Annotated in this window: 24 protein-coding genes; 7 read left to right on the top strand and 17 right to left on the bottom strand. The window is 63.6% G+C overall.

Annotation, left to right across the window (positions count from 1 at the left end; translation table 11 throughout):
- Positions 1-11 precede the first annotated feature (11 nt).
- The 4 genes from FJ940_RS04475 to FJ940_RS04460 are packed head-to-tail and all read right to left on the bottom strand — an operon-like array spanning position 12 to position 4,236.
- The gene (locus tag FJ940_RS04475; RefSeq protein WP_140515247.1) at positions 12-659 is read right to left on the bottom strand and encodes a glutathione S-transferase; all 648 of its coding nucleotides are present in this window, start codon (positions 657-659) and stop codon (positions 12-14) included.
- 9 nt (positions 660-668) lie between these two features.
- Complete coding sequence (locus FJ940_RS04470) at positions 669-2,435, bottom strand: Rieske 2Fe-2S domain-containing protein (protein ID WP_140515246.1); 1,767 nt, start codon at positions 2,433-2,435, stop codon at positions 669-671.
- A gap of 21 nt (positions 2,436-2,456) precedes the next feature.
- Positions 2,457-3,347 (bottom strand): aromatic ring-hydroxylating dioxygenase subunit alpha, encoded by an 891-nt coding sequence (locus FJ940_RS04465; RefSeq protein WP_140515245.1) that lies wholly within the window; start codon positions 3,345-3,347, stop codon positions 2,457-2,459.
- Between the two features lie 31 nt (positions 3,348-3,378).
- Positions 3,379-4,236: an aromatic ring-hydroxylating dioxygenase subunit alpha gene (locus tag FJ940_RS04460; protein ID WP_140655495.1), complete on the bottom strand. Its 858-nt coding sequence runs from the start codon at positions 4,234-4,236 to the stop codon at positions 3,379-3,381.
- Positions 4,237-4,485: 249 nt separating this feature from the next.
- Here FJ940_RS04460 and FJ940_RS04455 point away from each other — a divergent pair, with 249 nt between their 5' ends.
- The 5 genes from FJ940_RS04455 (at position 4,486) to FJ940_RS04435 (ending at position 10,086) form a co-directional block, all read left to right on the top strand.
- Positions 4,486-5,319 carry a GntR family transcriptional regulator gene (locus FJ940_RS04455; RefSeq protein WP_140497518.1) on the top strand — a complete coding sequence of 278 codons (834 nt, stop codon included), beginning with the start codon at positions 4,486-4,488 and terminating at the stop codon, positions 5,317-5,319.
- Positions 5,316-6,410 (top strand): BMP family ABC transporter substrate-binding protein, encoded by a 1,095-nt coding sequence (locus FJ940_RS04450; RefSeq protein ID WP_140555643.1) that lies wholly within the window; start codon positions 5,316-5,318, stop codon positions 6,408-6,410. Before FJ940_RS04455 ends, FJ940_RS04450 begins: the two co-directional genes overlap by 4 nt.
- Before the next feature lie 98 nt (positions 6,411-6,508).
- Positions 6,509-8,056, top strand: coding sequence for an ABC transporter ATP-binding protein (locus FJ940_RS04445; RefSeq protein WP_140515242.1), 1,548 nt, complete (start codon positions 6,509-6,511; stop codon positions 8,054-8,056).
- The gene (locus FJ940_RS04440; RefSeq protein WP_140561639.1) at positions 8,040-9,134 is read left to right on the top strand and encodes an ABC transporter permease; all 1,095 of its coding nucleotides are present in this window, start codon (positions 8,040-8,042) and stop codon (positions 9,132-9,134) included. Before FJ940_RS04445 ends, FJ940_RS04440 begins: the two co-directional genes overlap by 17 nt.
- 31 nt (positions 9,135-9,165) lie before the next feature.
- Entirely contained in the window at positions 9,166-10,086 is a 921-nt protein-coding gene (locus FJ940_RS04435; protein WP_140515241.1) for an ABC transporter permease, read from the top strand.
- A gap of 14 nt (positions 10,087-10,100) precedes the next feature.
- Here FJ940_RS04435 and FJ940_RS04430 read toward each other — a convergent pair whose 3' ends face one another.
- The 13 genes from FJ940_RS04430 to uxuA form a co-directional block, all read right to left on the bottom strand.
- The gene (locus tag FJ940_RS04430) at positions 10,101-10,943 is read right to left on the bottom strand and encodes an SMP-30/gluconolactonase/LRE family protein (protein ID WP_140497508.1); all 843 of its coding nucleotides are present in this window, start codon (positions 10,941-10,943) and stop codon (positions 10,101-10,103) included.
- A gap of 6 nt (positions 10,944-10,949) precedes the next feature.
- Positions 10,950-12,737, bottom strand: a complete 1,788-nt coding sequence (locus tag FJ940_RS04425) for a CoA-transferase (RefSeq protein WP_140655492.1) — start codon at positions 12,735-12,737, stop codon at positions 10,950-10,952.
- On the bottom strand, positions 12,734-13,750 hold the full coding sequence (locus tag FJ940_RS04420; RefSeq protein WP_140655490.1) for a hypothetical protein: 1,017 nt from the start codon (positions 13,748-13,750) through the stop codon (positions 12,734-12,736). Before FJ940_RS04420 ends, FJ940_RS04425 begins: the two co-directional genes overlap by 4 nt.
- Positions 13,747-14,535, bottom strand: a complete 789-nt coding sequence (locus tag FJ940_RS04415) for an enoyl-CoA hydratase/isomerase family protein (protein WP_140497502.1) — start codon at positions 14,533-14,535, stop codon at positions 13,747-13,749. Before FJ940_RS04415 ends, FJ940_RS04420 begins: the two co-directional genes overlap by 4 nt.
- A gap of 2 nt (positions 14,536-14,537) precedes the next feature.
- Complete coding sequence (locus tag FJ940_RS04410) at positions 14,538-15,743, bottom strand: CaiB/BaiF CoA-transferase family protein (protein ID WP_140515238.1); 1,206 nt, start codon at positions 15,741-15,743, stop codon at positions 14,538-14,540.
- Positions 15,744-15,765: 22 nt separating this feature from the next.
- Entirely contained in the window at positions 15,766-16,551 is a 786-nt protein-coding gene (locus FJ940_RS04405) for an SDR family oxidoreductase (protein ID WP_140655487.1), read from the bottom strand.
- Positions 16,552-16,553: 2 nt separating this feature from the next.
- Entirely contained in the window at positions 16,554-17,549 is a 996-nt protein-coding gene (locus tag FJ940_RS04400; protein WP_140515236.1) for an ABC transporter permease, read from the bottom strand.
- A 3-nt stretch (positions 17,550-17,552) separates the two neighbouring features.
- Positions 17,553-19,085 carry a sugar ABC transporter ATP-binding protein gene (locus FJ940_RS04395; protein ID WP_140655484.1) on the bottom strand — a complete coding sequence of 511 codons (1,533 nt, stop codon included), beginning with the start codon at positions 19,083-19,085 and terminating at the stop codon, positions 17,553-17,555.
- Positions 19,075-20,058: an ABC transporter permease gene (locus FJ940_RS04390; RefSeq protein ID WP_140515234.1), complete on the bottom strand. Its 984-nt coding sequence runs from the start codon at positions 20,056-20,058 to the stop codon at positions 19,075-19,077. Before FJ940_RS04390 ends, FJ940_RS04395 begins: the two co-directional genes overlap by 11 nt.
- Before the next feature lie 132 nt (positions 20,059-20,190).
- Entirely contained in the window at positions 20,191-21,222 is a 1,032-nt protein-coding gene (locus FJ940_RS04385; protein ID WP_027027652.1) for a sugar ABC transporter substrate-binding protein, read from the bottom strand.
- Between the two features lie 27 nt (positions 21,223-21,249).
- Positions 21,250-22,101, bottom strand: a complete 852-nt coding sequence (locus FJ940_RS04380; RefSeq protein WP_140515233.1) for an IclR family transcriptional regulator — start codon at positions 22,099-22,101, stop codon at positions 21,250-21,252.
- Entirely contained in the window at positions 22,101-23,249 is a 1,149-nt protein-coding gene (locus tag FJ940_RS04375) for an extracellular solute-binding protein (protein WP_140515232.1), read from the bottom strand. The genes FJ940_RS04380 and FJ940_RS04375 overlap by 1 nt, the downstream gene beginning before the upstream one ends.
- 130 nt (positions 23,250-23,379) lie before the next feature.
- Entirely contained in the window at positions 23,380-24,564 is a 1,185-nt protein-coding gene (uxuA, locus tag FJ940_RS04370; RefSeq protein WP_140555658.1) for a mannonate dehydratase, read from the bottom strand.
- Between the two features lie 134 nt (positions 24,565-24,698).
- Here uxuA and FJ940_RS04365 point away from each other — a divergent pair, with 134 nt between their 5' ends.
- Both FJ940_RS04365 and FJ940_RS04360 read left to right on the top strand, forming a co-directional pair.
- On the top strand, positions 24,699-25,490 hold the full coding sequence (locus tag FJ940_RS04365) for a FadR/GntR family transcriptional regulator (RefSeq protein ID WP_224671760.1): 792 nt from the start codon (positions 24,699-24,701) through the stop codon (positions 25,488-25,490).
- Positions 25,483-26,268: an SDR family oxidoreductase gene (locus FJ940_RS04360; RefSeq protein WP_140515230.1), complete on the top strand. Its 786-nt coding sequence runs from the start codon at positions 25,483-25,485 to the stop codon at positions 26,266-26,268. The genes FJ940_RS04365 and FJ940_RS04360 overlap by 8 nt, the downstream gene beginning before the upstream one ends.
- Positions 26,269-26,276 lie beyond the last annotated feature (8 nt).

The following is a 26,276-nucleotide window of genomic DNA, read 5'->3' as shown; positions in this document are numbered from 1 at the left end:
TGCGATAGAAATCATGCGGCCTTGGCCGGCCCCGCCGGGAACACGCCCGACATCACGGTAAAGCCTTTGATGCGTTTGACACGATCGCACCAACGCCGGATGGCGGGATAGTCCTGGCGCGTAATGCCGCCCTCCTCCGACAGCATGATGTAGGGAAAGCAGGCAATATCGGCGATGGTCGGATGATCGGCCGAGCAGATCCAGCCGCGGCCCTGCTGCTCGCCGAACCACAGATGCTCGTCGAGCATACGGAACAGCCGGTGCGCGCCGGCGCGTGCGGCATCGATGTCGAAATCGTAGAACAGCGCGTCGTGCAGGCGGGCGGCCGACGCCGTCGAAGTGATGCCGTCGGCGAAGGCCAGCCACTGGCTGATCTCGCCGAGCAGGGCCGGTCTGTTCCGGGGATACCATGTGCTCGACGGATCGTATTTCGACGCCAGGTAGACCAGGATCGCCTGGGCGTCGCGCAAGATCAGCCCTTCATCCTCGATGACCGGCAGCTGGCCAAGCGGATTGAGCTTCAGGAACCATTCCGACTTGTGTTCGCGGCCGGGGTAGAAGTCGACCGGCACTGTCTTGTAGTCGATGCCGAGAAAACTCATCAGCAGCCGCAGCTTGTAGCAATTGCCCGACAGTTCGTAATCGTAAAGCGTGATCATCGGGAGTTCCTAAATGTCGAGCACGAGGCGTGCCGATTTGGCGCGCGAGACGCAGGTCATGATCCTGGTTCCGGCTTTGCGTTCGGCATCGTTGAGGTAGACGTCCTGATGGTCCGGCTCGCCCTCGATCACGGTGGCGACGCAGGTGCCGCATGCGCCCTGCTCGCACGACGACGGAACATCGATGCCATTTTCGCGCATCACCTGCATGATCGTCTTGCCGGCCGGCACCTGCAGCGTGACGCAGGAGCGCGCCAGCGCTACTTCGAAGCTCGAACTGTCGTCGATCTTGTTGGTGTTCTTGAAATATTCGAAATGGATGGCGGTATCCGGCCAGCCCTGCTCGGCGGCGATCTTGCGCGCGGCTTCCAGCATCGGTCCGGGACCGCAGATGTAGAGATGCATGCCGTTCCGGTAACCGGCGAGAATCCCCCGAAGCTCGGCGCCGGTCGCGTCCGGCGACAGCCCGAGATGCGGCTTCAGCGCATCGCCGAGATGCTTCAGCCGATCGGCGAAAGCGAGGTGTTCCTCCCCTTGCGCAAAATAGTGCAGCTCGTGCGCCAGCTCCTGGTTCTTCAGCGCCTGCGCCATTGCGAGCAGCGGCGTGATGCCGATGCCGCCGGCGACGAACAGCGTCTTGATCGCGTCACGGCGCAGCGGGAAATTGTTGCGCGGCTCGGAGATCGCCAGCACGTCGCCCTCGCGGACTGTCTCATGCATGCATTTGGAGCCGCCCTTCGAATCCCGCTCCAGCTTGACGCCGATGATGAAGCTGTCGGTTTCACCAGGGCCGTTGGTGATCGAATACTGCCTGATCTCGCCATTGGGCATATGGACGTCGATATGGGCCCCAGGTTGGAACGTCGGCAGGATGCCCTTGATCGGGCGGAGCTCGAAACCGGCAACGCCGTCGGCCGCCTGCCATTTCCTGGCCACGCTGACGCGCAGCGCCGCCTTGCGGCCATGCGCGGTCACCTCGGGCATTTCGGCGAGTTCGGCCGACACCCTTTCGTAGATCGGCTCGATCGGCGCGGGCGCCGGTGCGTTCGCGACGTCGCGCTCGACCTCGTCGCGCAGCTTGGAAAGCCGCTCATTGTGGTGGCGCAGGATGGCGATGCGGGCGGCTGCTTCGACCTCCTGATCGAGCACGCCACGGATCACCGAACGGTTTGAATCAACCGGCTGCACGAAGAACACGCCGCGCGTCTCGGCACCACCATCGTGCGAGTGCAGCGCCACGGCAAAATCCCGCGCGGCCTCGATGATGGTTTCCGCGCCCTCGCCTTCGATCGCTGCGTTGGGCTGAAAGCGATAGGCCTTCAGCCCTTCGACGACCTTGTCGGCCGGCGCGTTGACCGCGATGCCGCGCAAGGCGAGCAGCTTGCCTTCGGTCAGCGCGGCAACATCCGGCACCTCGCCGCGAGGCTCCTCGGAGGACCAGACCAAGCCGTAGCGCTCGACCCCGGGGAAGGTGCGGTTGGTGATGGTGCGGGCCGGCGCGTCGGCAGGATGCGCGGGAATGTAGGTGCAGCCGGCGGTGCGGTTCGAATAACGCCAGCCGTGATATTGGCACTTCAGCTCGCGCCCGTCATTGATGCCTATCGACAGCCTGACGCCGCGATGCAGGCAACGGTTTTCCCAGATGTTGACGTAGCCGTCATCGGCACGCCAGACGGCGAATTCCCGGCCGAGCAATTGACCATGGAAAACGTGGCGGTACGGCAAATCATGGGAAGCGGCGATCGGATGCCACTGGCTTCTGGCTTCTTCCAACATCAATCGTCTCCAAGAATCTCGTCAGGCCGCAACCGGAATGACACCGTAGGTCACGCCCTTCTGGCTGAGCCAGCGCCGGTAGGCGATGGCCGACTTATCGGCCCGGATGGGCGTTTCGGCGCGCGGATCGAGCGGCAGGCGTTTGGGCACCTGGTTTTCCAGGATCGGCTTGTCCTGGCCGAAGATCGTCTGCTGGAAGCGCTTGATCACCTTGTCTTCATTGTCTTCGTCGAGCACGCAAAGCAGCATGTGGGCGCGCACATGCTCCTGGTCGACCGGCTGCAGGAAGATGGCGATGACGTCGCGCCGTGCCTCGTCGACCGGGCTCGATTTATAGAGCACGGAGCAATAGGGGTGCGGCACGCGATAGACATAGTCCACGTCGGCGCCGCCACCGGAAGCGGTCGAAGCCATCGGCTGGAAGAAGCGGCAGCGCGTGGCCAGGATCTCGTCACGGTCGACGGATATCTCGACGTCGTATTCCTTGACTTCGGTATGCGGCTCGACGCCGAGTATGTCGGTATGCACATAGGGAAAGTGGCCCATGTCGAGAAAGTTCTCGATGGCGCGCGGTGCCGAGACGTTGACGCCAAACGTGGCCGCGTTGAGCTTGCGGCGGTCCGGCTCTTCATATTCCGGGATCGGGAACAGCTCGGCCGGTGGCGAGCCGAGCGAAGTCCAGACATAGCCGTAGGCGCTTCTTGCCGGCAGTCTGTCGGCGCCTGGAACACGATCCACCCCTTCTACATCGGGACGTGAGCGCCAGACGACGGGCTCACCATCCATATCGACCGCAAAACTGAGGCGCTCCTCGAGCAGAACGGTGTCCTGGACAGCGCCGGGAATGGTCTCGGCGATCGCCCCTACGGGATGCCAGAGATTGAGGATCACAGGATCCGAGCATTTTGTCATCGTTTTATCCTCTGGAAGCCCTCAGACGTCATCAGGCTTGTGCCGGTATCGCGCCATAGGTGACGGCCCGATCACGCAACCAGCGCCGGTAGGAAACCGACACGGCATCGGCACGGATCGGGGTCTCGGCACGTGGATCGAGCGGCAGGCGCTTGGGTACCTGGTTCTCCAGGATCGGTTTGTCCTGGGCGAAGATCAATTGCATGAAGCTGCGCACCGTTGCCGCCTCCATGCCTTCCTTAAGATAGCAGAGGTAAGGATGCGCGATGCAGTTTTCCTCGTCCACCGGCTGCACGAACAGGGTAATGACGTCGAGCCGGTCCTTCTGGATCGGGTTGCTCTTGTAGAGAGCCACCGTGTAGGGCCGAATCACCTTGTAGATGTAGTCGACGACAAAGCCTTCCTTGGCGGTCGGCGAAGCCACCGGCTGATAGAATTTGCATTCGGTCGCCAGCACCTCGTCCTGCGCTGTGATCTCAACCTTGTACGGCGCGACCTCGGTGTGCGGCTCCTCGCCGAGCCAGCCGGCATGAATGAAGGGGAAATGCCCCATATCGAGAAAATTCTCGACCGCGCGGAGGCCCGACACCTTGACCGCGATCGAACCGCCGCTGACCAGATGCCGGTCTGCCTCATTGGCCTCAGGGATATAGATGATGTCGCGCCGGGGCTTGTCCAGGCAGGTCCAGATGAAGCCATAACGCTGGGCGCTTTTCAGCGTGGCGCCCGTATCGCTGCGAACGACTTCGATCTTGTTTGAACACTTGTAAACGGAGAGAGCGACCCCAAGCAGGCATGTGGCAAACCGCGTATCCTGGCTTAGCGATTCCTGATCCGCGACGATGTGCCAGTCGTTCAAAAGCTCGCGGTCAACGCAACGGGTTGCCATCGGCTTCCCTCCCAACTCGGCTAGCCCTTCACCATGAACCTAGCCCGACGTTTCGGGATGACGAAACCACAAGATTGGATACCAATCAACATTTTTTTGTCGTCCAAAATCCTTTTTTGTGTTGACAGATTATGATGATTGAATTCCGATATGAGAAAGCTGAACCTGGGATATGTCGTGTCCTGACAAGGCATGTCGCCATCACGAAAGCCCGCTGATCATGACGTCGAAATGGCGGAGAACCATGCCTTGAGCAGCCGTTCCCAGACCATCGCGGATACGCTGACCCGCGCCATCATCGACCATCGCCTCGTGCCCGGCTGCAAGCTCGGCGAACGCGAACTCTCCGAAATATTCAACGTGAGCCGCATCGTGGTGCGCCAGGCCCTGATCCGGCTCGCCGATGACGGGCTGGCCCAGATCGAACGCAACCGCGGTGCCTTCGTCGCCAAGCCGAGCATGCAGGAGGCGATGGAGATCTACGACGCGTTGACGCTCGTCGAACAGGGCGTCGCAGCACAGCTCAGCGATCGCCTCGGGCCGGCCGGCTGGGCTGAGCTGCGCCAGCATGTCGAGCGCCAGCGCCAAGCTGTTGCGGCGGGCAACGATGCGCTGGCCGACGTGCTTGGCCAAGAGTTCCATACCGTATTCGTACGCCTCAGCCGCAACAAGGTCATGCAGGAAATCCACGCGCAGCTGGTGCGCCGCACGACGCTGCTGCGCTCCCTCATTTCAGCCGATTTCGACTATTGCAATCTGCTGGACGACCACTCGCGGGTCGTCGACCTGCTGGAGAAGGGCCGGCTGAAACCGGCCATGGACCTGATCGACACCCACCACCGCGCGGTGGTGCGCGGCTACATCATGGATCGCGCAGTGTTTCCAGAGATGACGCCTGCCGAAGCGCTAGCGCCCTATCTCGACGGCAAGGCCGACGGCGCGACTGTGCCGCTGCGAAGATTGTCGAATGCATCCGGCGGCGGCGACGCGGCAACGCATCTCCACCTCCATATCCCCAGAACAGACCGGGCACCGACAAGCCGGGCATCAACAAAAAAGACCAACAGAGGGCTACCATCATGAAGAAACTGACGAGACGTGAATTCCTGAAACACAGCGGCGCGGCCGGCGCGGCTCTTGGCGCGGGAGCGCTGAGCACCATCGCACAGGCGCAGGAGGTGCTGAAGATCGGTGCCGTCTACGTCTCGCCGGTCGCCGAGATCGGCTGGACCAAGCAGCACAGCCTCGGCGTCGAGGCCATCAAGGCCGAATTCGGCGACAAGGTCGAGCTCACCGTCATCGACAACATCTTCATGCCGCAGGACGCCGAGCGTGTCTTCCGCGAACTGGCCAGCGCCGGCAACAGGCTGATCTTCGGCACAAGCTTTTCGCATGGAACGCCGATGCAGAAGGTGGCGCCGCGCTTTCCCAAGGTGGCGTTCGAACACTGCTCAGGCATCGTCCACCTAGCCAATCTGGGAACCTTCGAAGCGAAATATTACGAAGGCACCTTCGTCGCCGGCGCGGCGGGCGGCTACATGTCCAAATCGGGCAAGATCGGTTTCATCGGCGGCTTTCCGATCCCCGACATCGTCGGTCCGGCAAATGCGCTGCTGCTTGGCGCGCAGAGCGTCAATCCAAACGCGACCTGCAACACCATCTTCCTGAATTCCTGGTTCGACCCGGGCAAGGAGAAGGAGGCGGCCAAGACGCTGATCTCTCAAGGCTGCGACGTGGTCTGCTCGATGACGGACACCGCGACCGGCGTACAGGTCGCCGGCGAAGGTGGCGCCTGGTCGATCGGCTATGCCAGCGACATGTCGAAATTCGCCTCGGGCAAGCAGCTGACCTCTTTCGTTCTCGATTGGACCAGCGACTATGTCGGCGCAGCCAAGGCCGTGGCCGCCGGTACCTGGAAGCCGGAAGTCCGCTGGGACGGATTGGCGGCCGGGGTGGTGAAAATGGCCCCCTACAATGAGGGTATCCCCGCCGATGCGCGCGCCAAGCTCAAGCAGCTCGAGGCCGACATCGGCAGCGGCAAGCTTCATCCCTACGCCGGGGAGCTGAAGGATCAGGACGGCAACGTCAAGGTTGCCGCCGGTTCGGTTCTGGCCGATGACGACATTCGCGGCATGAACTGGTTTGTGAAGGGGATGATCGGCAGGCTGAGCTGATCACCGTAAAAGTGCCGGGAGACGCCCAAGTCCATACCTTCGGCGTCTCCTTGCCTGGTTCCCGTCCAACCTCGCTTCACGCCACGGCAGGACCCGCCATGCATCCGCGACTAGAACTGCGCAACATCTGCAAGCGCTATCCCGGCGTCGTCGCCAATGACGATGTGTCGCTGTCGATTCAACCCGGCGAGATCCATGCCGTGCTGGGCGAAAACGGCGCCGGCAAATCCACCCTGATGAAAATCATCTATGGGGCGACGCAAGCCGATTCCGGCGAGATCTTTTGCGACGGCAATCCGATCGCCACGCACACCCCGGCGATGTCGCGCGCACTCGGCATCGAAATGGTCTATCAGCATTTCGCGCTGTTCGAATCCGTTTCGGTGGTCGAGAACATAGCGCTCTCGGCAAGCAGCGCATACGACCTGCCTTCGCTCGCCGACAAGATCCGCGATCTGTCGCGCCGCTACGGCATGCCCATCGACCCGCATCGCCAGGTGCACGACCTGTCGGTCGGCGAGCGCCAGCGCGTCGAGATCGTGCGCTGCCTGCTGCAGGGGCCGAAACTGCTGATCCTCGACGAGCCGACCTCGGTACTGACGCCGCAGGCGGTGGTGAAGCTGTTCGAGACGCTCCGCCAACTTGCCGCCGAGGGCTGCAGCATCGTCTATATCAGCCACAAGCTCGACGAGGTCCAGGAGCTCTGCGACACCGCCACCGTGCTGCGCAACGGCAAGGTCACCGGTACCGCGCGTCCGAAGGAGACGACGTCGCTGGAGCTTGCCCGCATGATGGTGGGTTCGAAGCTGCCTGAAATGCATGTCGGCCCGCCGACGCCAAGCGACAGACCGGTGCTCGAGGTCAACAGACTTACGGTGAAGTCCCGGGATCATTTCGGCGTCGACCTGAAGGACATTTCTTTCAAGGTGCATGGCGGCGAGATTGTCGGCCTGGCCGGGGTTTCCGGCAATGGCCAGGCCGAGCTGATCGCCTTGCTCAGCGGCGAGCGCACGCATGAGCGCAGCGACGCCATCCGGATTTGCGGAACCGGCGCAGCCCGCCTTCGCCCGCACGAGCGCCGCAAGCTCGGCGTCGCCTTCGTTCCCGAAGAGCGGCTCGGGCGCGGCGCCGTGCCCTCGCACACGCTGTGGGAGAATGCGGTGCTGACCGCGCACCGCTTCGGCACGGTGCGCAACGGGCTGGTCGACCGGCGCCGGGCCAAGGCGTTCGCCGCCGGCATAATCGATAGGTTCAAGGTCAAGGCCAACGGGCCGCAGGCGACCGCGCAAAGCCTGTCCGGCGGCAATCTGCAGAAATTCATCGTCGGGCGTGAGATCGCGCTCCAGCCGAAGCTCCTCCTGGTGTCTCAGCCGACCTGGGGGGTAGACGTCGGCGCGAGCGCCTTCATCCGGCAGACCATCGTCGATCTCAGCCGCGCCGGCGCGGCGGTGCTCGTCGTCTCCGAGGAACTCGACGAGTTGTTCGAGATCTGCGACCGGCTGCTGGTCATTTGCCAAGGGAAGGTTTCCCCGCCGCTGGAGCGCAAGACGACCGATCGCGAGGAGATCGGACTTCTGATGACGGGCCGCGGCATGAGCGACGGCGCATTGGCCAATGGGGGTGGCAACAATGCGCTTCAGGATTGAACAAAGGCCGGAGCCCTCCTCGCTGATGCGCGTTGCCGCGCCGGCACTGGCGACCCTGTTGACTGTCGTCGTCGGATCGATTTTCTTCGCCTCCCTCGGACATGATCCGCTGGCGACCCTCCATGCCTTCTTCATCGAGCCGCTCTCTTCCATGAACGGCCTGTCCGAATGGCTGCTCAAGGCCTCGCCGCTGATCCTCATTGCTTGCGGGCTGGCGGTCGGCTTCCGCGCCAATGTCTGGAATATCGGCGCCGAGGGCCAGTTCACCATGGGGGCAATCGCGGCCAGCGGCGTGGGGCTTTTCTGGCCGAACCCCGAAAGCGTGCTGCTGTTGCCGCTGATGTTCATCGCCGGCATGGGCGCCGGCATGGCCTGGGCGGCAATCCCCGCCTTTCTGCGCGCCCGCATGAACACCAACGAGATCCTCGTCACGCTGATGATGACCTATATCGCGACGCTGTTCCTGTCCTATCTCGTGCACGGACCGTGGCGCGATCCGGCCGGCTTCAACTATCCGCAGACGGCACTTCTGCCGACGGCGGCCCTGTTCGAATCCTTTGACCCCGCCTATCGCCTCAACCCGTCGATCTTCATCACGGTCGTCGCCGTGCTCCTGATGTGGCTGTTCACCGACCGCAGCTTCCTCGGCTACAAGATGTCGGTGAGCGGGGCTGCACCGCTTGCCGCCCGTTATGCCGGCTTTCGCGAATCGGCTGCGGTCTGGATCGGACTGCTGGCGGGAGGTGCCGCGGCCGGCATCGCCGGCATGGCGGAAGCCGCCGGGCCGCTCGGGCAGCTCTCGCCTCAGATTTCGCCAGGCTACGGCTTCGCGGCCATCATCGTTGCCTTCGTCGGACGGCTGAACGCCTTCGGTATCGTGCTTGGCGGGCTGTTGATGTCGCTGCTTTTCCTCGGCGGCGAAGGTGTGCAGATGACGCTCGGCCTGCCTTCGGCCCTGACGCGGATCTTCCAGGGCATCCTGCTGTTCTTCCTGCTCGCCGCCGACTTCTTCATCTTCTATCGCGTTCGACTGGTGCGACCCGTCCGGGACACGCATGCGCTGGAGACGGCACGATGAGCGGATTTCGGATCGTGCGGGAGACAGCCTGATGGATCTATTCATCGCCATCTTCACCGGCACCGTCATTGCCGCCACACCGCTGATATTCGCCGCGCTCGGCGAGCTCGTGGTGGAGAAGTCGGGTGTCCTCAATCTCGGAATCGAAGGCATGATGCTGATGGGCGCCGCATTGGCATTCTGGGCCGTCACCGCGGGCTATCCGATGCCTGTGGCGATCCTGGCCGGCGCGTTGGCGGGTGCGGCCGCCTCGCTGCTGTTCGGCGTTCTGGCGCTGACGTTCCTGACCAACCAATATGCAGCCGGCCTGGCGCTGGCGATCTTCGGTTCGGGCGTCTCCGCCTTCCTCGGGCGCGGCTTCGGCAGCGAGCCGATCGAGGCACTGCGCCGCCTCGACATCCCCGTTCTGTCCGATCTGCCGCTGATCGGTCCGCTACTGTTCCGCTTCGATCCGATGGTCTATCTGGCCCTGCTGATGTTCGTCGCCATCAGTTGGTTTCTCTACCGCACGAAAGCTGGCCTGGTGCTGCGCACGATCGGCGAGTCGCCGCAGACGTCGCATGCGATCGGCTATCCCGTGATCAGGATCCGCTACATGGCCGTGCTGTTCGGCGGGCTGATGGCAGGCCTGGCAGGCGCCTATTTGTCGGTCGCCTACACGCCGCTCTGGGTCGAGAACATGACTGCCGGCAAGGGTTGGATCGCGCTTGCGCTGGTGGTCTTCGCCACCTGGCGGCCGCTGCGCATCCTGCTTGGCGCGTGGCTGTTCGGCGGGATGACGATCCTTCAGTTGCAAGGTCAGGCGCTGGGGCTGGACGTGCCATCCGAACTGCTCTCGGCCCTGCCTTATCTCGCCACCATCATCGTTCTGGTGCTGATCTCACGAAACCGCCAGATGCTGGCCCTGCACTTCCCGGCCTCGCTGGCAAAACCCTTTCGCCCGACGAGTTGACCTTCTGCGAAATGCTACTTCCCTTGCTGGAGAAGGCTCAAGTCGATCTCGGTAATATGCCAGCGACCCAGATTGGCGGTATAGAGCTTGTCGCCCTTGAAGGCGATGTTGGTGGGGTGCGCCAGCGTGGTTGCGGCGGGATCCTCGATCAGCACTTCGAGACCTTTGTCCTTTTGCCAGCGATAAATACGGCTGGGCTCATAACATGAGATGAACAATGAGCCGTCAGGCGCAAAGGCCACTCCGTCCGGAACATTGTGCACGCCCTCGACGACGATCTCACGAGCCCCCGCCGATCCGTCAGCAAGGATCGGCACATAGCTGATGCAGGGTGCGTCGCTTTCCACGACATAGAGGCCGTTGCCGTCCGGCGCCATCGCCATGCCGTTGGCGAACGACATCGCCTCCCGGCACCACAGGCCGCCCTCGCCCGTCTTGAGATCGTAGCGGAAGATGCCCGAGCGATTGTCCTGGCCAACGCTGTCCGAAACGAAGAGCCAACCCCTCGCCTCGTCGACGATCGGGTAGTTCGGCACGCGAATGCCGGCCGACGCGAAGCGCTCCATGCGCGCTGTCGCGGCATCCCAGCGGAAAATCGCGGCATGCCTGAGGTCGCAGGCAAAGCAGTTTCCCGCGCTGTCGAAAGCGATGCCGAGCAGAAAACCGTCGGTGCCGCCCATGCGCCCGACCGAGCCGCCATCGGCGGCCAGCCGCAGCAGGTCGCCGGTTTCGGTGCCACACCAGATCGAGCCATCGCGGTGAACGGCCACGCCCTCCGGATGCGCGACGCGCGGGCTGGTGAAGATGCCGTCGAAGAAAACGCGCGCGGCTGACATGTCGAGCAACGGCTTGGCCATGGGATCTCAGCTTTCGACAAGCGCCGTCTGCGCGGCGATGCAGCGTTCGACCATCGCGCGGTCGGCTTCAAGAATCTCGGCGATCAGCGCGCCGCGCTCCTTGGCGCGGACGAACTCCAGACGGCGCAGACCGAGCGGATCGATGCGGTTTCGCAAGGTGGCGAGCATGTCGTCGGAAGGCAGCGAGACCTCCCGGCAGTCGGGATCGAACGACACCGCAAATCCGGTGGCGTCACGGATTTGCTGCTGCGTAACGCCCGGCATGGTTTCGATGACGATCAATTCCCTCGAAGTCTCGTCGAGCCGGAAGACGCAGAGATCAGTGAAGACCAGCGCCCTGCCGGTGCGATAGCCCATCGGCTCGCGTTCGGCCGCCGTCAGCAACCCCCGGGCGGAACTGACGATCTCGACCTCGTCCACCAGCGACTGGATCGAGTGGCGGGGGATGTAGAGCAGGTAATCGCGGTGCATGTTGGCGACATCGGCCATGCCGCCTTGCCCCGGCAACCGGATGAGGCCGCCGCTTGGTTTGCGCAGTGCGATCGTGTTGACGCGGCCGCGCCGGTCGACCTGTGCCGCGCCGACGATCTCGTGCGTCACCGCGCCGGCCTGGTAATAGGTCGAGTAGGTATCGTCGCCGCCGGCATGCGCGACGGCCGTTTCGCAATCGAGGCTTTCGATCAGCGACAGGATCATCGGGCTCGGCGCGATGTCGAGATGGCCGCAGCTCATCGTCGCGATGATCATATCCGGCGCGTGCGTCGCCTTGGCCAGGCGATAGGCGACATTGGCCAGCGGCGAGACGGCACCCGCGCTGGCGAAGCTCTCATTGGTGAGTTCGGCGGCGATGCGGGCGGCGATGATCTCGTCGACGGATGCTTTCTCTTCGGCGCGCGCAAGCGCCGGCATGGCAAGCACTGTGTCAGCTCGAACCTTCGCAGCTCTTTGCAACGGCTTCGGCACGCCCTCGGAAGGCGGGCGCAGATTGTCCGCCAAAGGCGTTTGCCGGTCGGCGAACGCCTCCGACAATCGCTGATAATCCGTGACGTAAAACGGCAGGCACGAGGCCGGATAGGCGCCGGCCGGCGCCAGCGCAATCGCCGAAACCTGGTTGCGGGTCAGCACGCTCTGGCGGCCGTCCTGGCGCAGCGTCCCGCCCGGCACGATTTCCTCGACCGTGACCAGCACCTTGCGCGCCGCACCCGCCATGGCGAAGTCCAGCGCGCGGGGCCCGATGATCTGCACATTGCCGCTTTCATCGGCGCGCTGGGCATGGACGACGAATGTGTCGAGCCGCAGCGGCGGGACGAATCCGTTTTCGGTACCGGCAATCGGATCAGGTCTGGCGCTCGCACCCGGCACGCGCGCCAGCATGCCCGATCCCAGCGGAAGCTGGAACGGCATCGAGGGCAGGTTCTGCTGCGCCGCCCGCAGCGCCTGGATCATGGCCAGCGCCGTCCAATCGCGAACCGGTATCGCGCCGCTTTCGGCGGCGGCCCGAAACCGGGGCGGCAAGCCAAAAATGTCGAGGCTGGAAAAGCAGAGGTCGATACGCGCCACAGCATCCGCTTCGAGCAGCATTTCGAGAGGCAACCCGCCGGCCCAGGAGACGTAGTGCAAGTCCCTGATGCCGGACAGCGCGATCGCGCGCAGCAATGCGATCGGCAGGCGTGCGAAATGGTGGCCGCCCACGCCAAGCGAGTCACCATGGCCAACCATCGCGGCCAGTCCCTCGACATCGGTGAAGCGCGGCCTGTTCGGCTTTACCAGGGACGTTGCGGCACAGTTCGTCACAGTGGGGAAGCCTCGATGCGATAGCGGGTCACGAACGGCCTTTCGGGTGAGAATTCCAACGCCGTCGCAATGCCGGATTGGGCGATGGGATTGTCGGCCAGCGCGGTCGCCGGTCCGAGGCCGAAGGGTGAGCAGATCGGCTCGATGCCGATGGCGACATGACGCCCGTTCCAGGGGTGCGCCTTGCGCCCGCGATTGGAGTACCAGAGCAGAAGGCTTGGGAAATGCTCTTTCTGCCAAGTGAGCTTTGTCCTGTAGCCGTCCGCGTGGTTGGCCAGCGCGACCGCGCCGTCGACGCCCTCGATCTGCAGCAATTCCTCCGTGTCCACCGCCAATGGCAGGCGAGAGGCGTCGGCCACCCCGCCGGCCCGCGCGGGCACGCTGGCCAAGTCGCTGAACGAGGTGTTCCGGGCAAACAGCTCAGCGCCGGGTTCGACATCATGCGGATAGGTAAGGCCTCGATCGAAGCGACCGAGTTCCAGCGTGGCCGCGCCCGTCTCGAACGGCAACCGGAAAACCGGGTGCAGGCCGATTGGCAAGCGGCAGGCACGGCGGACAACGATCTTGAGTTCAATGTCGACGGCCGGCGCCGACGGATCGGGCGTCACCGTCCGTTCAACGCGCTCGACCGGGCTCCCCTGAGGATAGGCAAGCTCCAGCGACAATGATCCGCCGTCGTTGTCGCGCCATTGCCAGTCATGGTTGGAACTGTGGCCATGGATCTCTTCATCCGGCTCCGGCGGACCCATCAGCGGTGCCCAGTTCTGCGGCCATCCCTCGGCAGGCACCGAATAGCCGAACGGCACGCAGGGCCATTCGCCGCGCAGCTTGCGCAGGATGCCTGGCAGCGCTTGCGCCTGCGGCTCGTTCGACCACGGCGCAATGTGCATCGGCGAAACCTGCCGACCGTCCTCCAGAATGAACGTAACCGGCGCCAGCATCGCGCCAAGCCGCTGGACAGTCAGCGCGCCATGCGCCCAGCCCAATCCGCGATAATCGTCGCCCGCGTTCACGGCCCGCCCTTCTTTGCCTTTGTCGTGCTCCGCTCGGCGAACTCCTTGACGCGCTGCTGGCCGATCTCGCTGCGATAGAGCTCACCCAATATGTCGCGCTCCATGGTGAGCCCATCGTCCAGATCGCCGGACACGGCATGCGCCGTCAGCGCCTTCAGTCCCTCGATTGCGGCAGCAGGCTCGGCGGCGATCATTTCGGCCAGTTCCAGCGCGCGCGGCATCAGCCGGTCGACCTCGACGATCTCGTTGACCAGACCGGCAGCGACGAATTCCGAGGCCGGGACGATGGCGCCGGTCATCAGCAGGAAATTGGCGCGGTTGCGGCCGAGCTTGGCCACGCTGCGTTGCGTGCCGCCGCCGCCGGGGATCAGCCCGAGCTTGATTTCCGGCAGGCCGAGCTTGGCGAATTGGTTGGCGATGACGAGGTCGCAGCACAGCACCAGCTCCATGCCGCCGCCCAGCGCGAAGCCGTTGACCGCCGCGATCACCGGTTTGCGGTTGTTCTCGATGGCCGCGTACATGCGCATGCCGGCAGCCTGGAAAATGTCGAATTCCGGTCCGGTCTGGGCGGCGTATTCCTTGATGTCGGCGCCGGCCATGAAGCCGCGCCCTTCCCCTGTCACCACGATCGCCCCGATGCTTGCATCGCCGGATAGCGACTCGAAGGTTTCAGTGATCTCGCCTTGCATCAGCCGGTTCATGGCGTTGAGCTGATCGGCGCGGCGGAAGGTGACGATCGCGACCCGGCCCGCGGTTTCGACCGTGAGTGTCTGGTAGGCGCGCATCGTCAGGCGGCGTCCACGGTCATGTCACCGGACGCCTCCAATGCGGCGATCTCGTCCTTGGAGAGGCCGAACTCGGCCAGGATCTCGCGGCCGTGCTGGCCGACCAGCGGCGCCGGCCGTTCTATGGTCGCGGGCGTCTCGCTCATCTTGACCGCCGGGGCGACCACCTGCACCTTGCCGCCGCGCGGATGGTCGTAGCTGGTGATCATGCCCATGTGCTTGACCTGCGGGTCCTCAGCGGCGCGGCGGATATCCTTCACCTCGGCGCACCAGATATCGGCTGCCAGCAGCCGCGCCAACAAATCCTGCGTGGCGAATTTCCTGGTCTCGGCATTCACCTTCTCGAAGACTTCATCGCGCTTGTCGAACAAAGTCTTGAGATCGTCGTAGACGGCAAGCTGCGGCGCCTCCAGCACCTCGTAGAGCGTCTTGAACGGGCTCATGGCGATCGACACGTAGCCGCCGTCGCTGGTCTCGTAGATGCCAAACGGCGCCTGCATGCCGGGATGGCCGATCCCGGAATTCGGCCGCACGAAGTCCTCACCAAGGTTGAGCACCGCGACATATTCCTGGTTGAGGTGCGCCAAGAGGCCGGCCAGCAGGTTGACCTCGATCTTCTGGCCCTTGCCGGTCTTCTCGCGATAATAGAGCGCCGACAGGATGCCGTAGACCATGTTCATGGCGCCGATCTGGTCGGCGAGGCCGGCGCCGGCGGGAACCGGGGCTTGATCGCCGCGGCCGGTGTTGGCGATCAGCCCTGCGAGCCCCTGGATCAGCATGTCCTGGCCGGGGCGCTCGACATAAGGCCCTTCCTCGCCATAGCCCGAGCCCGAGCAATAGATGATGCGCGGATTGACAGTCTTGAAATCCTCATAACCATAGCCGAGCTTGGCCAGCACGCCTGGGCGGAAGTTCTGCACCACCACGTCGGCGCTTTTCGCCATCTCCATGATGATGGCATGCACCTTGCGGCTCTTCAGGTTGAGCGCGATCGAACGCTTGTTGCGGTTCCAGGCGAGGAAGTTCGGGCTCTCCGAACCGCCGACCCACTTGGCGAAAAAGGTCATGCCACGGAACATGTCGCCGGCGCCGGCGCGCTCGATCTTGATGACATCGGCGCCCATGTCGCCGAGCAGCTGGGTAGCGAACGGCCCCTGCAGCAGATGGCTGAAATCGAGGATGCGGACGCCTTCGAGGGCCTTGTTCATGTCATGTCTCGTTTCAAAATTTTCAAAGCAGTTCGGGAACGTAGCGCGGCGCCGCCGTCAGCCCGCCATCGACGCGCAGGTCGGTGCCGGTGGTGAAGCCGGCGGCATCGGAGGCAAGATAGACGGCGGCCTCGGCCACTTCCGAAGGCTCGCCGATACGGCCGAGCGGATGCATCTTGACCCAGGCCTTGGCAAGATTGCCGCCGATCTCCTTGATGAGTTTGTCGTTCATCGGCGTGTTGATGGTGCCCGGAGAGATCGAATTGACGCGGATGTTCAGCGGCCCGAATTCAACCGCCATCTGGCGTGTCATCGCCATGACCGCGCCCTTGGCACCGGCATAGGCGGTCCAGCCATCAAGCCCGATGTGGCCTTGCGCGGAGGCCATGTTGATGATCGAGCCCGATTTCTGCGCGATCATGTGCGGCAACGCGTATTTACAGCCGCGAAACACGCTGGTCAGGTTGACTGCTATCAGCCGGTGCCACTGCTCGTCGGTCATCTCGTGCACCGGCATGCCGCCAATGGCAATGGCCGCGTTGTTGACGAGGATGTCGAGGCGTCCCGTCTTTTTGACGGCACTCTCGATGAGGCCTGAAATGTCGGCCTCCTGCGAAACGTCGCAATGCAGATAGTCGGCGCGGTGGCCGGCGGCGCGAAGTGCGGCCGCGAAATCCTCACCAGCGCTGTCGGCGATGTCGCCCAGGAAGACATGCGCCCCTTCGCGCGCCATCGCTTGCGTGATCGCGTGGCCGATCCCGTCGGCCGCACCAGTGATGACGGCGATTTTTGCTTCAAGACGAGCCATCTTCAGCCTCCATTCGCACGCCGGCGTTTCGCTTCATCAAGGGCGACCGCGGCAATGATGATCATGCCGGTGATGACCAGCTGCCACTCGGTCGGCAGGCCAAGCCCGCGCAGGCCGTTGGACAGGAATTGCAGGATCAGCACGCCCAGCGCCATGCCGGTCAGGCTGCCGATGCCCCCCGCAAGGCTGACCCCGCCGAGCACGGTGGCGGCAACCACCTGGAATTCGAAATTGAGCCCCGCCGTATGCTGTGCCGAGCCGACCCGCGCGGCCAGGATGATGCCGGCGACCGTCGCCAGCAGCGCGCTGATGATGAAGCAGATGAACTTGACCCGCCGCACGTCGTAGCCTGCAAGACGGGCCACTTCCTGATTGCCGCCGACGGCATAGATTTGCCGTCCGAACGGCCGGTGCTGCATCATGTAGGCGAAGGCGGCGAGCAGGACGATGGCGATGACGGCCGAATAGGGGATGACGTTGAACAGGCGGCCATCCGACAGCGCGATGAAGCTGTCGAGGCTGGCATCGTCAGGGATCGCCCGCTGACCAGTGTAGAGATAGACGCCGCCGCGCATGATGAACATCGTGCCCAGCGTCACGATCAGCGAGTTGATGCCGGCATAGGCGGTGAGATAGCCGTTGACGACACCGATGATCAGCCCGAACAACAGCGCGCCGCCGACGCCGAGCAGCAGCGAATTGGTGTCGTTCATGATGATGATCAGCGGCAGTGCAATGGTCGCCAGCAGCGATCCGATCGAAATATCGACCTCGCCGGAAATGAAGACGATGGCGCAGCCAATGCCGGCGGTGAGCGCGAGCGAGGCCTGGCCGAGCACATTGGTCATGTTGCGCACGGAGAAGAAATTCTCGACGGTAACGGAGAAGAAAGCCAGCACCAGCACGAGGCAGACCAGCAGCGCCAATTCCTGCCGGGCAAAGAGCCGCGCCAGCATGGACGGCCGGGCTTTCGCGGAGACTGTATTCACAACGCTCATGTCTTATCCGATCGCCGCATTGAGGATCTTCTCCTGCGTGGCTTCGTCGCGCGGCATGATCGCGGTCAGGCGGCCTTCGCACATCACCGCGACCCGGTCGGCAAGACCGAGCAGTTCCGGCATCTCCGACGTCATCATGACGACAGCCAAGCCTTCGCCGGCGAGCCGGTCGATCAGGGCGAATATCTCCGACTTGGCGCCGACATCGATGCCGCGGGTCGGCTCGTCGACGACGATGACCTTGAGGCCGCGCATCAGCCAGCGCGAGATCAGCACCTTCTGCTGGTTGCCGCCAGACAGGTTCTTCACCTCTTGGAACAGGCTGGGCGTCTTGATGCGGAAGCGGTCGACGTAATCCTGCACCGCTTTGTGTTCCCTGGCCTTATCGACGAAGCCCATGCGGGCGAAGGCGCCGAGCGAGGCGAGGCTGGCATTCTGGTAGACAGGCAGCTCGCCCATCAGCCCTTCGCTCTTGCGGTCCTCGGTGAGCAGACCGATGCCTAACCTGACGCCGGTGCGCGTATCGTGCGGCGAGAGGCGCTGGCCGTCGACGGTGATCGTGCCCGAAGTAATCGGATCGTAACCGACGATCGCCTTGGCGAGTTCGGTGCGACCGGCGCCCATCAGCCCGAAGAAGCCGAGCACCTCGCCGGCGCGCGCCTCGAAGGACACGCCGTTGAGCTTCTTCGCCGTGCTGAGCTTGTCCACTGACAGGGCTACCTTGCTAGCCGGTGCGCCACGCTTGCGGGGAAACAGATTTTCGATGCGCCGGCCGATCATGTCCTGGATCAGCGTGTCGTTGGTGTGCTCGCCGATCGGCTTGGTCGAGATGTGGCGCCCGTCGCGCAGCACCGTCACCGTGTCGGCGATCTCGAACACTTCGTCGAGCTTATGGCTGACATAGACCACCGCGATGCCGAGGCCGGCAAGCCGGCGGATGACGGTGAACAGCAGCGAAACCTCGTTCGGCGTCAGCGAGGATGTCGGCTCGTCCATCACCACCACGCGGGCTTCATGAGCGAGCGCGCGGGCGATCTCGACCATTTGCTGCTGGCTGACCGGCAACGAGCCGGTGCGCGCCGCCGGATCGACGTTGAAGCCGATGCGGTCGAAGAGCGCGGCTGAATCGGCGCGGATCTTCTTCCAGTCGATGGAGCCGCTTCTGCCGGTCGGATAGCCTTCCAGGAAGATGTTCTCGGCAACGGTGAATTCGGAGATCAGCGCGATCTCCTGGAACACGACCTTGATGCCTTGCTTCAAGCTGTCGCGCGGCGACTTGATGTCGACCTCGCGTCCGTGCATGCGGATGGAGCCGGCATCCTTGCCGTAGACGCCGGCCATGATCTTGATCAGCGTCGACTTGCCGGCGCCGTTCTCGCCCATCAGCGCATGGATCTTGCCGGGCTCCAGGGTGAAGTCGACATTGTCGAGCGCCACGACGCCGGGAAAGCGCTTGCCGATGCCGCGCAATTCCAGCGCCGGCACATCGGTATCGATGGCCGCGCCTTCGCCAGGATGCAGGAAATCAACGGACATTGGCTCTGTTCCGGATGATGTCGAGATAGGTTGCCAGGATGATGACGATGCCCGGCACCACCATCTGCAAATCCTGGTTCCAGCCGAGGATGATGATGCCGTTGTCGATCACCTTCAGCACCAGAACGCCAAGCAAGGTACCGAACAGCGAACCGCGGCCACCAAGCAGGCTGGTGCCGCCGAGGATGACGGCGGCAATCACCGTCAGCTCGAAGCCACGGCCGGCGGTCGGCTGGCCGGCATTCATCAGCGACGACAGGATCATGCCGGCAACACCGACGCACAGGCCGGTGACGACGAAGGCCAACAGCTTGAGCCGTTCCGAGCGAATGCCTGACAGGCGCACCGCCTTTTCATTGGCGCCGACCGCGTAGAGGTAGCGGCCGAGCGTGGTGAAGCGCAGCGTCACATAGGCAACCACGAAGATCAGCGCCGCCAGGATGACGGGAACCGGCACGGGGCCGACATAACCGGCGCCGAGATCGGTGAAGTTTGCCAATTGGTTGTGGTTCTGCACCGCCTCGCGCGTGAAGAGATAGACGCCGCCCTGCAGCATCATCATCGTGCCGATGGTGGCGATCAGCGAATTCACCCTGAGCCTGGTGACGACCAGCCCGTTGAACAGGCCGACCCCGCCGGCAAAGGCGAGCGCCGCCAGCATGCCGAGCGTAAGACTATGGGTGGAATTGAGCACCGCCATGCCGATGCAGCCGACGAAGGCGAGCGACGCGCCGACCGACAAGTCGACCTCGGCGGTGATGATGAGCATGGTCATGCCCGAGGCGACGATCAGCACCAGAGCGCATTGGCGCAGGATGGCGATGATGTTGGCCTCCGAATAGAATTGCGGCGCCGCGATCGAGATGGCGATGCACAGCACGGCCAGGATTGCGCCCAGCACGAGCTGGCTGCTGCCCAGAAGGTTGCCGCCGATGAAACGCTTCGACGCGGAGGCCTGTGTAAGCTCGCTCATTTCAGTCCATTCCCGGCCGTTTGCCTGGTCCCTCTGGAACCTGTCGTGTCGAACCCGGCATTTGTCTTGGCCACCGAAAGGTCCTGGCCGCCTGCCCTTCCCGCAACACGGGAAGGGCGATATCGGCCGGCCTTATTTCTTCAGGTCGGCGGAGGTCTTCATGCACTTTGCCGGCGGCTGCAGCGCGTTGACGGCATCCCATTTGATGGTGCGGGTGGTGCCGTCATAGTCATAGAACTTCTTCCAATCGTCGCCGTTCATCGGCGCGGTCGGGCTGACGATGTGCTCCGGCACTTCCTCATTGTTGAAAAGCTTCACCGCGGCATCGATGGCGGTAAAGCCTTCCTTCTCGGGGAACATCGCGGCTTCGATGCGGTAGGAAGGCTCGTTCTGCATCGCGTTGATGAAGGCAAGCCCTTCGCCGCCCGTGCCGACCGTCAACAGGCCATCTTGCGACTTGCCCGCCGCTTTCCAGGCCTGCAGGCCACCCAACGAAGACGAATCATTGATGCCGTAGATGATGTTGATATCGGCGTTCTTGGCCAGTGCCGCGGAGGACACTTCGAGAGCGCGGTCCGGATTGCCGCCGCCGTCGAGATCGTGGACCATGACCGCATCGGGGATGATGGTCTTCAGCCCGTCCATGAAGCCGTGCGAGCGCAGCACGGTGGCGGAAAGCAGCGGCAGGCCGACATTCATCACCTTGGCAACGCCGCCGAGCTTTTCCTTCGCGTATTTGCCGGCCTCGACGCCGGAGAAATAGCCGGTGTCGTAGTCGCAGATGGCGACCATGGTCGTCATGCCCTTGACCGGATTGCCTTCCAGCACGACCGGCACGTTGGCGGCCTTGGCCTGGCGCAGCAGCGGCACCACGCCTTCTTCGTTCACCGGGGTGATGATCAGCACGTCGACGCCCTTGGCGATGAAGTCTTCGGCCGCGGCGACCTGCTTGGCTATGTCGAGATTGGCATCCTGCACCTCGACCTCGATGCCGAGTTCCTTGCCGTGAGCCTTCATGCCCTTGATGACGTTCTGATACCACTCATGGGTGGCGTAGTTGGTGACGTAGCCGATGCGCTTGGGCATGTTCTCGGCATGCGCGGCGGCGGCGCCGAGCGCCAGCACGGCGGCGGACGCAAACAGGATTGACTTGGACCAGAGCATTTTCTTCTCCCAGATTTATCGCTTTTGTTAGTCGCTGAACGGATAGTCCCGCCGTTCCGGGTCGGCACGTAAGGAGTTGGTGGCTTCGCCCCAGCCGAGTGCCGCCGATATCTTCTCGGCGGCGGCGCGGGTGCGTTCGAAGACGGTTTCGCTGTCGAACCGCGCCGCCTTCTGCGGCAGCAGCGGCACGGTTAGCGCGGCGATGACGGCACCGGTGTGATCGTGCACAGGCATGGAGATGTTGGTGCAGGCCGCAACGGCCAAGGAAGCGCGCATCTCGTAGCCGAGCCTGGCGACCTCGTTCAGCCGCGCCTCGATTTCGGCCCGCGTGCCCTGGCCCTCACCGGCGGCCACGATGCGCTCGACGATGCGGTCGCGCTCGGCCCGGTTCGAATGGGCGAGCAGCACGGCACCCGAACTTGTTTCGAGGATCGGGAAATGCGACCCGAGTGCTACCGAGTAGCGCATCGGCAGCGGCGAATCGATCTGCAAAACCACCAGTGCGTTCTGGCCCTCGCGCACCACGAGATGGCAGCTCTGGTCGGCATTGGCGGTCAATTCGCGCATCACCGGCAGAGCGCATTCCACCAGCCGGTTTACCGGCGGATGCATGTGCGCCAGTTCGAACAGCTTCAGCGACAGCCGGAAACGGTCCGATTGCGTGCGAAAGATATAGCCCCGTTTCTCCAGCAGAAGCAGGATACGGTAGATCTCGTGAATGGAGCGGCCGAGGCCGGTCGCGATCTCGGTCTGGGTCAGCGTTTCGGCGCTGGAGGCCATGAATTCCAGAACGTCGAGCGCCTTCTCCACCGCCGGCACGCGATAGCCGTTGCGGCCGCTTTCGCCCTCGTCGAGCGTCTCGGCAACGCTGGCGGCCATCAGGCGACGCTCCGTTCCGGCTGGACTTGCCTGGTTTCGCGGTAGAGGCTGTTGACGTGGCCTGCGAGTTCGGTCGCCGACATGTCACCGGCTATGGCTGCGGCGGCATGCGGCGCGCATTCGCGGAAGAAGGCGATGAAGCCCGGATGGGTCGGACGCAGATAGGACGAGGCGATCGTCCGCAGCGTCGAGCCGAAGAAATCGCCGGAAAGACCATTGACCCCGGCATCCTTCCAGGCAGCCAGCGAACCCGGTTGTCCGCCAGACTTCACATAGTCGCCGCGCTGGTATTCGGGCGAGCACAGGAACAGTGCGTAGTCGATCGCGGCCTGCTTGTGCTTCGATTGGGCGCTGACGCCGATGCCGGCACCGCCGAGCAAGGCGCCGGCGGCTTGCGGGGTGGGCACGTCGGCGAAGCGCAGATGGGGCCTGTCGGGTTTCGAGGCGTAATTCACATAGCCGAAGGCGAACGGCACGTAGACAACGTCGTCATGCGCGATCATGTGGTCGTAGCAGCGGATCGGATTCCACTTCGACGAGTCCGGGTGCGAAAGCGCGACAAGCTCGCGCAATTGCGCAATCGCCTGCTCGACCATTTCCTTCGCGATGAATTGCTCGCCATCTTCCTGGGGACGGCCAAGCGTCAGAAGCAGACACATGGCGTCGGTCGGCACGAAGGGCAGGCCGAGCCACTTGCCGTCGCTGCGCGCGCGCCGGCCAAGCTCCAGCACGTCCTGCTGCGTGCCGGGCACCGGGCCGTAGCGCTCCAGCAAATCCGGCCGATAGGAGGCGACCTGGCAGGCGGCGTCGATCGGCAGCGCCCACTGGCGGCTGTTCTTCTGGTAGGAACGCCAGGACGCCCCGACTGAGTCACGTTCGAAGAAATGGATCTGTTCGGCCGACAGATAAGCGTCGAACGGGACCATCAGTTCATCCTGGGCGATATCGCCGATGAAGGGATGGTCGAACACGACCAGATCGTAAGTGCCGAGCACCGGACCGAGGGCGCCCTCACCGAATTCATAGAGGCTGCGGCGGTCCCATTGGATCTCCAGGCCGGGATGCGCGGCGCAATAGGACTCGATGCTGGCGTCCAGCGGACCCCAGCATCGTCTATGATCCCACGCCAGTCCGCGCAGCTTCGTCATGCCACTCAAATCCTCCCGGCACCGGCAATAGCCGGCTCGCCATCGACACTAGCACCATTTTTCATATGCGCAACTTGTTTTCATTTGCGCAAAAAGCGCACACATCCTCCCGACTGGCCGATGCATCGCTTCAAGCCAGATCGAAACGCTCCACGGCGCGCATGATGCCGCGCAGTTCAGCCAAACCCTTGAGCCGTCCGATAAGCGAATAGCCGGGGTTGATCTTTTTCTTGCCGATGTCGTCGGCAAGCAGATGCCCATGGTCCGGCCGCATCGGGATCTGCCAGTCGGCCCGGCCTTGCTCGCGGCGGCGCTTTTCTTCCTGCATCAGAGCCAGGATAACGTGCGCCATGTCGGTGCCGCCTTCGAGATGCTCGGCTTCATAGAACGAGCCGTCCTCCTCGATGGTGATGTTGCGCAGGTGGACGAAGTGGATGCGGTCAGCGAATTCCTTGACCATGGCGACGATGTCGTTGTCGGCGCGCGTGCCATAGGAGCCGGTACAGAAGGTCAGTCCATTGGCGGGACTGTCGACGGCGTTGAGGATAAAACGCGCGTCCTGCGCCGTCGAAACCACGCGCGGCAGGCCATAGAGCGAGAAGGGCGGGTCGTCGGGATGAATGCACATGCGCACCCCCTCCTCTTCGGCCGCCGGAACAATCTCGCGCAGGAACCAGGCAAGGTTGTCGCGCAGTTCGTTCGGCCCGATCGAATCGTATTCCGCCAGGGCTTCGCGAAAACTGTCCCTGTTGTAGCTGCGTTCGGTCGCCGGCAGGCCGGCGATGAGATTGCGCTCGATCCGGTCGATCTGCTCCGGCGTCAGCGTCTTCAGCCGCTTCTCGGCCTCGGCGATACGCGCCGGCGTATAGCTTGCCGCACCGTTCTTGCGCTGCAGCACGAAAAGATCGTAGGCCGCGAAATCGATCGCATCGAAGCGCAGCGCATAGCCGGTTGTCGGCAGGCGATACATTAGGTCGGTGCGGGTCCAGTCCACCACCGGCATGAAATTGTAGCAGATCGTCTCGATGCCGGCCTTGGCGAGCGCCCGGATGCTGTCGCGGTAGTAGCCGGCATAGCGCTCGCGCTCGGGCGCGCCGATCTTGAAGGAATTGTGCACCGGAATACTCTCGACGACCGACCATTTCAGGCCAGCCGCCTCGATGATCCGCTTGCGCTCGAGCACATCGGCCTCAGGCCAGGCGCGGCCGTCATAGATCTGGTGCAACGCGGAGACAACGCCGGTGGCGCCGGCCTGCCTGACATGTTCAAGCGTCACCGGATCATCGGGACCATACCAGCGCCAGCACTGTTCCATGAAGCCTCCTCAGGGTTGGCGGCGACCATATTGTCGGACCACAAGCCTGTCAACAGAACCTCTCCGTCGCCATACAGTTGATTTCCTGTGGATCGAGCCCTAGGGTGGTCCAACAAATAGCAAGGAGTTCTGCGGTGGAACAGGCGAGCCACGATTCGATGGAGGCGGCAGACGAAGCCGGGATCAGCAGTTCCGCCGTCGACCAGACCGTGCGGCAGATCCTCGACCTCATCCGCAATCGCGCCATGTCCATCGGCGATGTGCTGCCCACCGAACGGGAGCTTGGCGAACTGTTCGGCGCCAGCCGCAACACGATACGCGAGGCGCTGCGCACCATCCGAACCTATGGGCTGATCGATCCCAAGCCGCGCGTCGGCGCGGTGCTCGCCGATCGCCAGAATGTCGCGATCCAGAATTTTTTCGCCGCGCAAATGGACATATCGAAAACGTCCTTTCACGACATACAAGGATTTCGCCGCATCATCGAAGTGAGCGTCGGCGACCACATCATCCTCAATGCCAGCGCCGCCGAACTTGAAGCCCTGGACGAGGTCAATGGCCTGATCGAGACCAGCAAGGATGTCCAGGAAGCCGCGCAACGCGATTTCGATTTCCATCTGGCGCTGATGAAGCTCGCCGGCAACCGCATGCTGGTGCAGACTTATCAGTTCCTGTCGCCGGTCATCCTGCACATCATGACCGTCGGCAAATCCATCCGGCCGGTGCTGAGCGAAACACGCCACGCGCATGGCGAGATCATCGCGGCGCTGCGCGCGCGCGACCGCATTGCCTACTGCTACCTGATGAGCCGGCATCTCGATTTCGGCTTGCGCTTCGTTCCCGACGACCTCGAAAACGCCCGTATGTCGGCGGCAAACCCGGTGCATCCGGGTCCGGCATCTTCCAAGGATTTGCATCATGTCTGATTTTGAGAACAAGGTGGCGCTGATCACCGGCACGACCGGCATCGCGCTCGCCACTGCGAGTCGCCTGGCGCAAGGCGGCGCTGCGATCATCGCCTGCGGCATCGACCGGGCGGCCAATGCCGCCATGCAGGAGAACCTCGCCAAGGCCGGAGCGAATGCGCTGGTGCAAACGGTGGATGTCTCCGTTTCCGACCAGGTGCGCGACGCGGTCGCAGCGGGCGTCGCGAGGTTCGGCGGCATCGACATCATCGTCAATTCGGCGGCGGTCCACCCCTACGGCACGGCGACCACCACCGACTGGGAAACCTGGAACCGGGCGATGACGGTCAATGTCGGGTCGATCTACCTGACCGCGCATTTCGGCATTCCCGAAATGATCCGCCGAGGCGGCGGTGCCATCGTCAATGTCGCCTCGGTGCAGGGGTTCGCCTGCCAGCAGAACGTCGCAGCCTATGCCACAACCAAGGGCGCCATCCACACGTTGACGCGTTCGCTGGCGCTCGACTATGCCGCGGCCGGCATCCGGGTCAATTCGGTCAGCCCGGGCTCGATCCGCACGCCAATCCTCGAGAAGGCGGCGCGTGGCGACAATGGCAGCGACGCCGATGTCGAAGAAGCCTACAGGCGCTTCGGCGCCGCCCATCCGCTCGGCCGTATCGGCGAGCCGGAGGAAGTGGCGGAACTCATCGCTTTCCTGTGTTCATCGAAAGCCGGCTTCTGCACCGGCGCTGACTACAAGATCGATGGCGGCCTCACCGCCGGCATCGGCGTCAAGTAGGGTAACGC

The organism is Mesorhizobium sp. B2-3-7, assembly GCF_006442695.1.
Lineage (GTDB): Bacteria > Pseudomonadota > Alphaproteobacteria > Rhizobiales > Rhizobiaceae > Mesorhizobium.
Note: the sequence above shows the minus strand (reverse complement) of the source record. Positions and strands in the feature narration are given on the sequence as shown.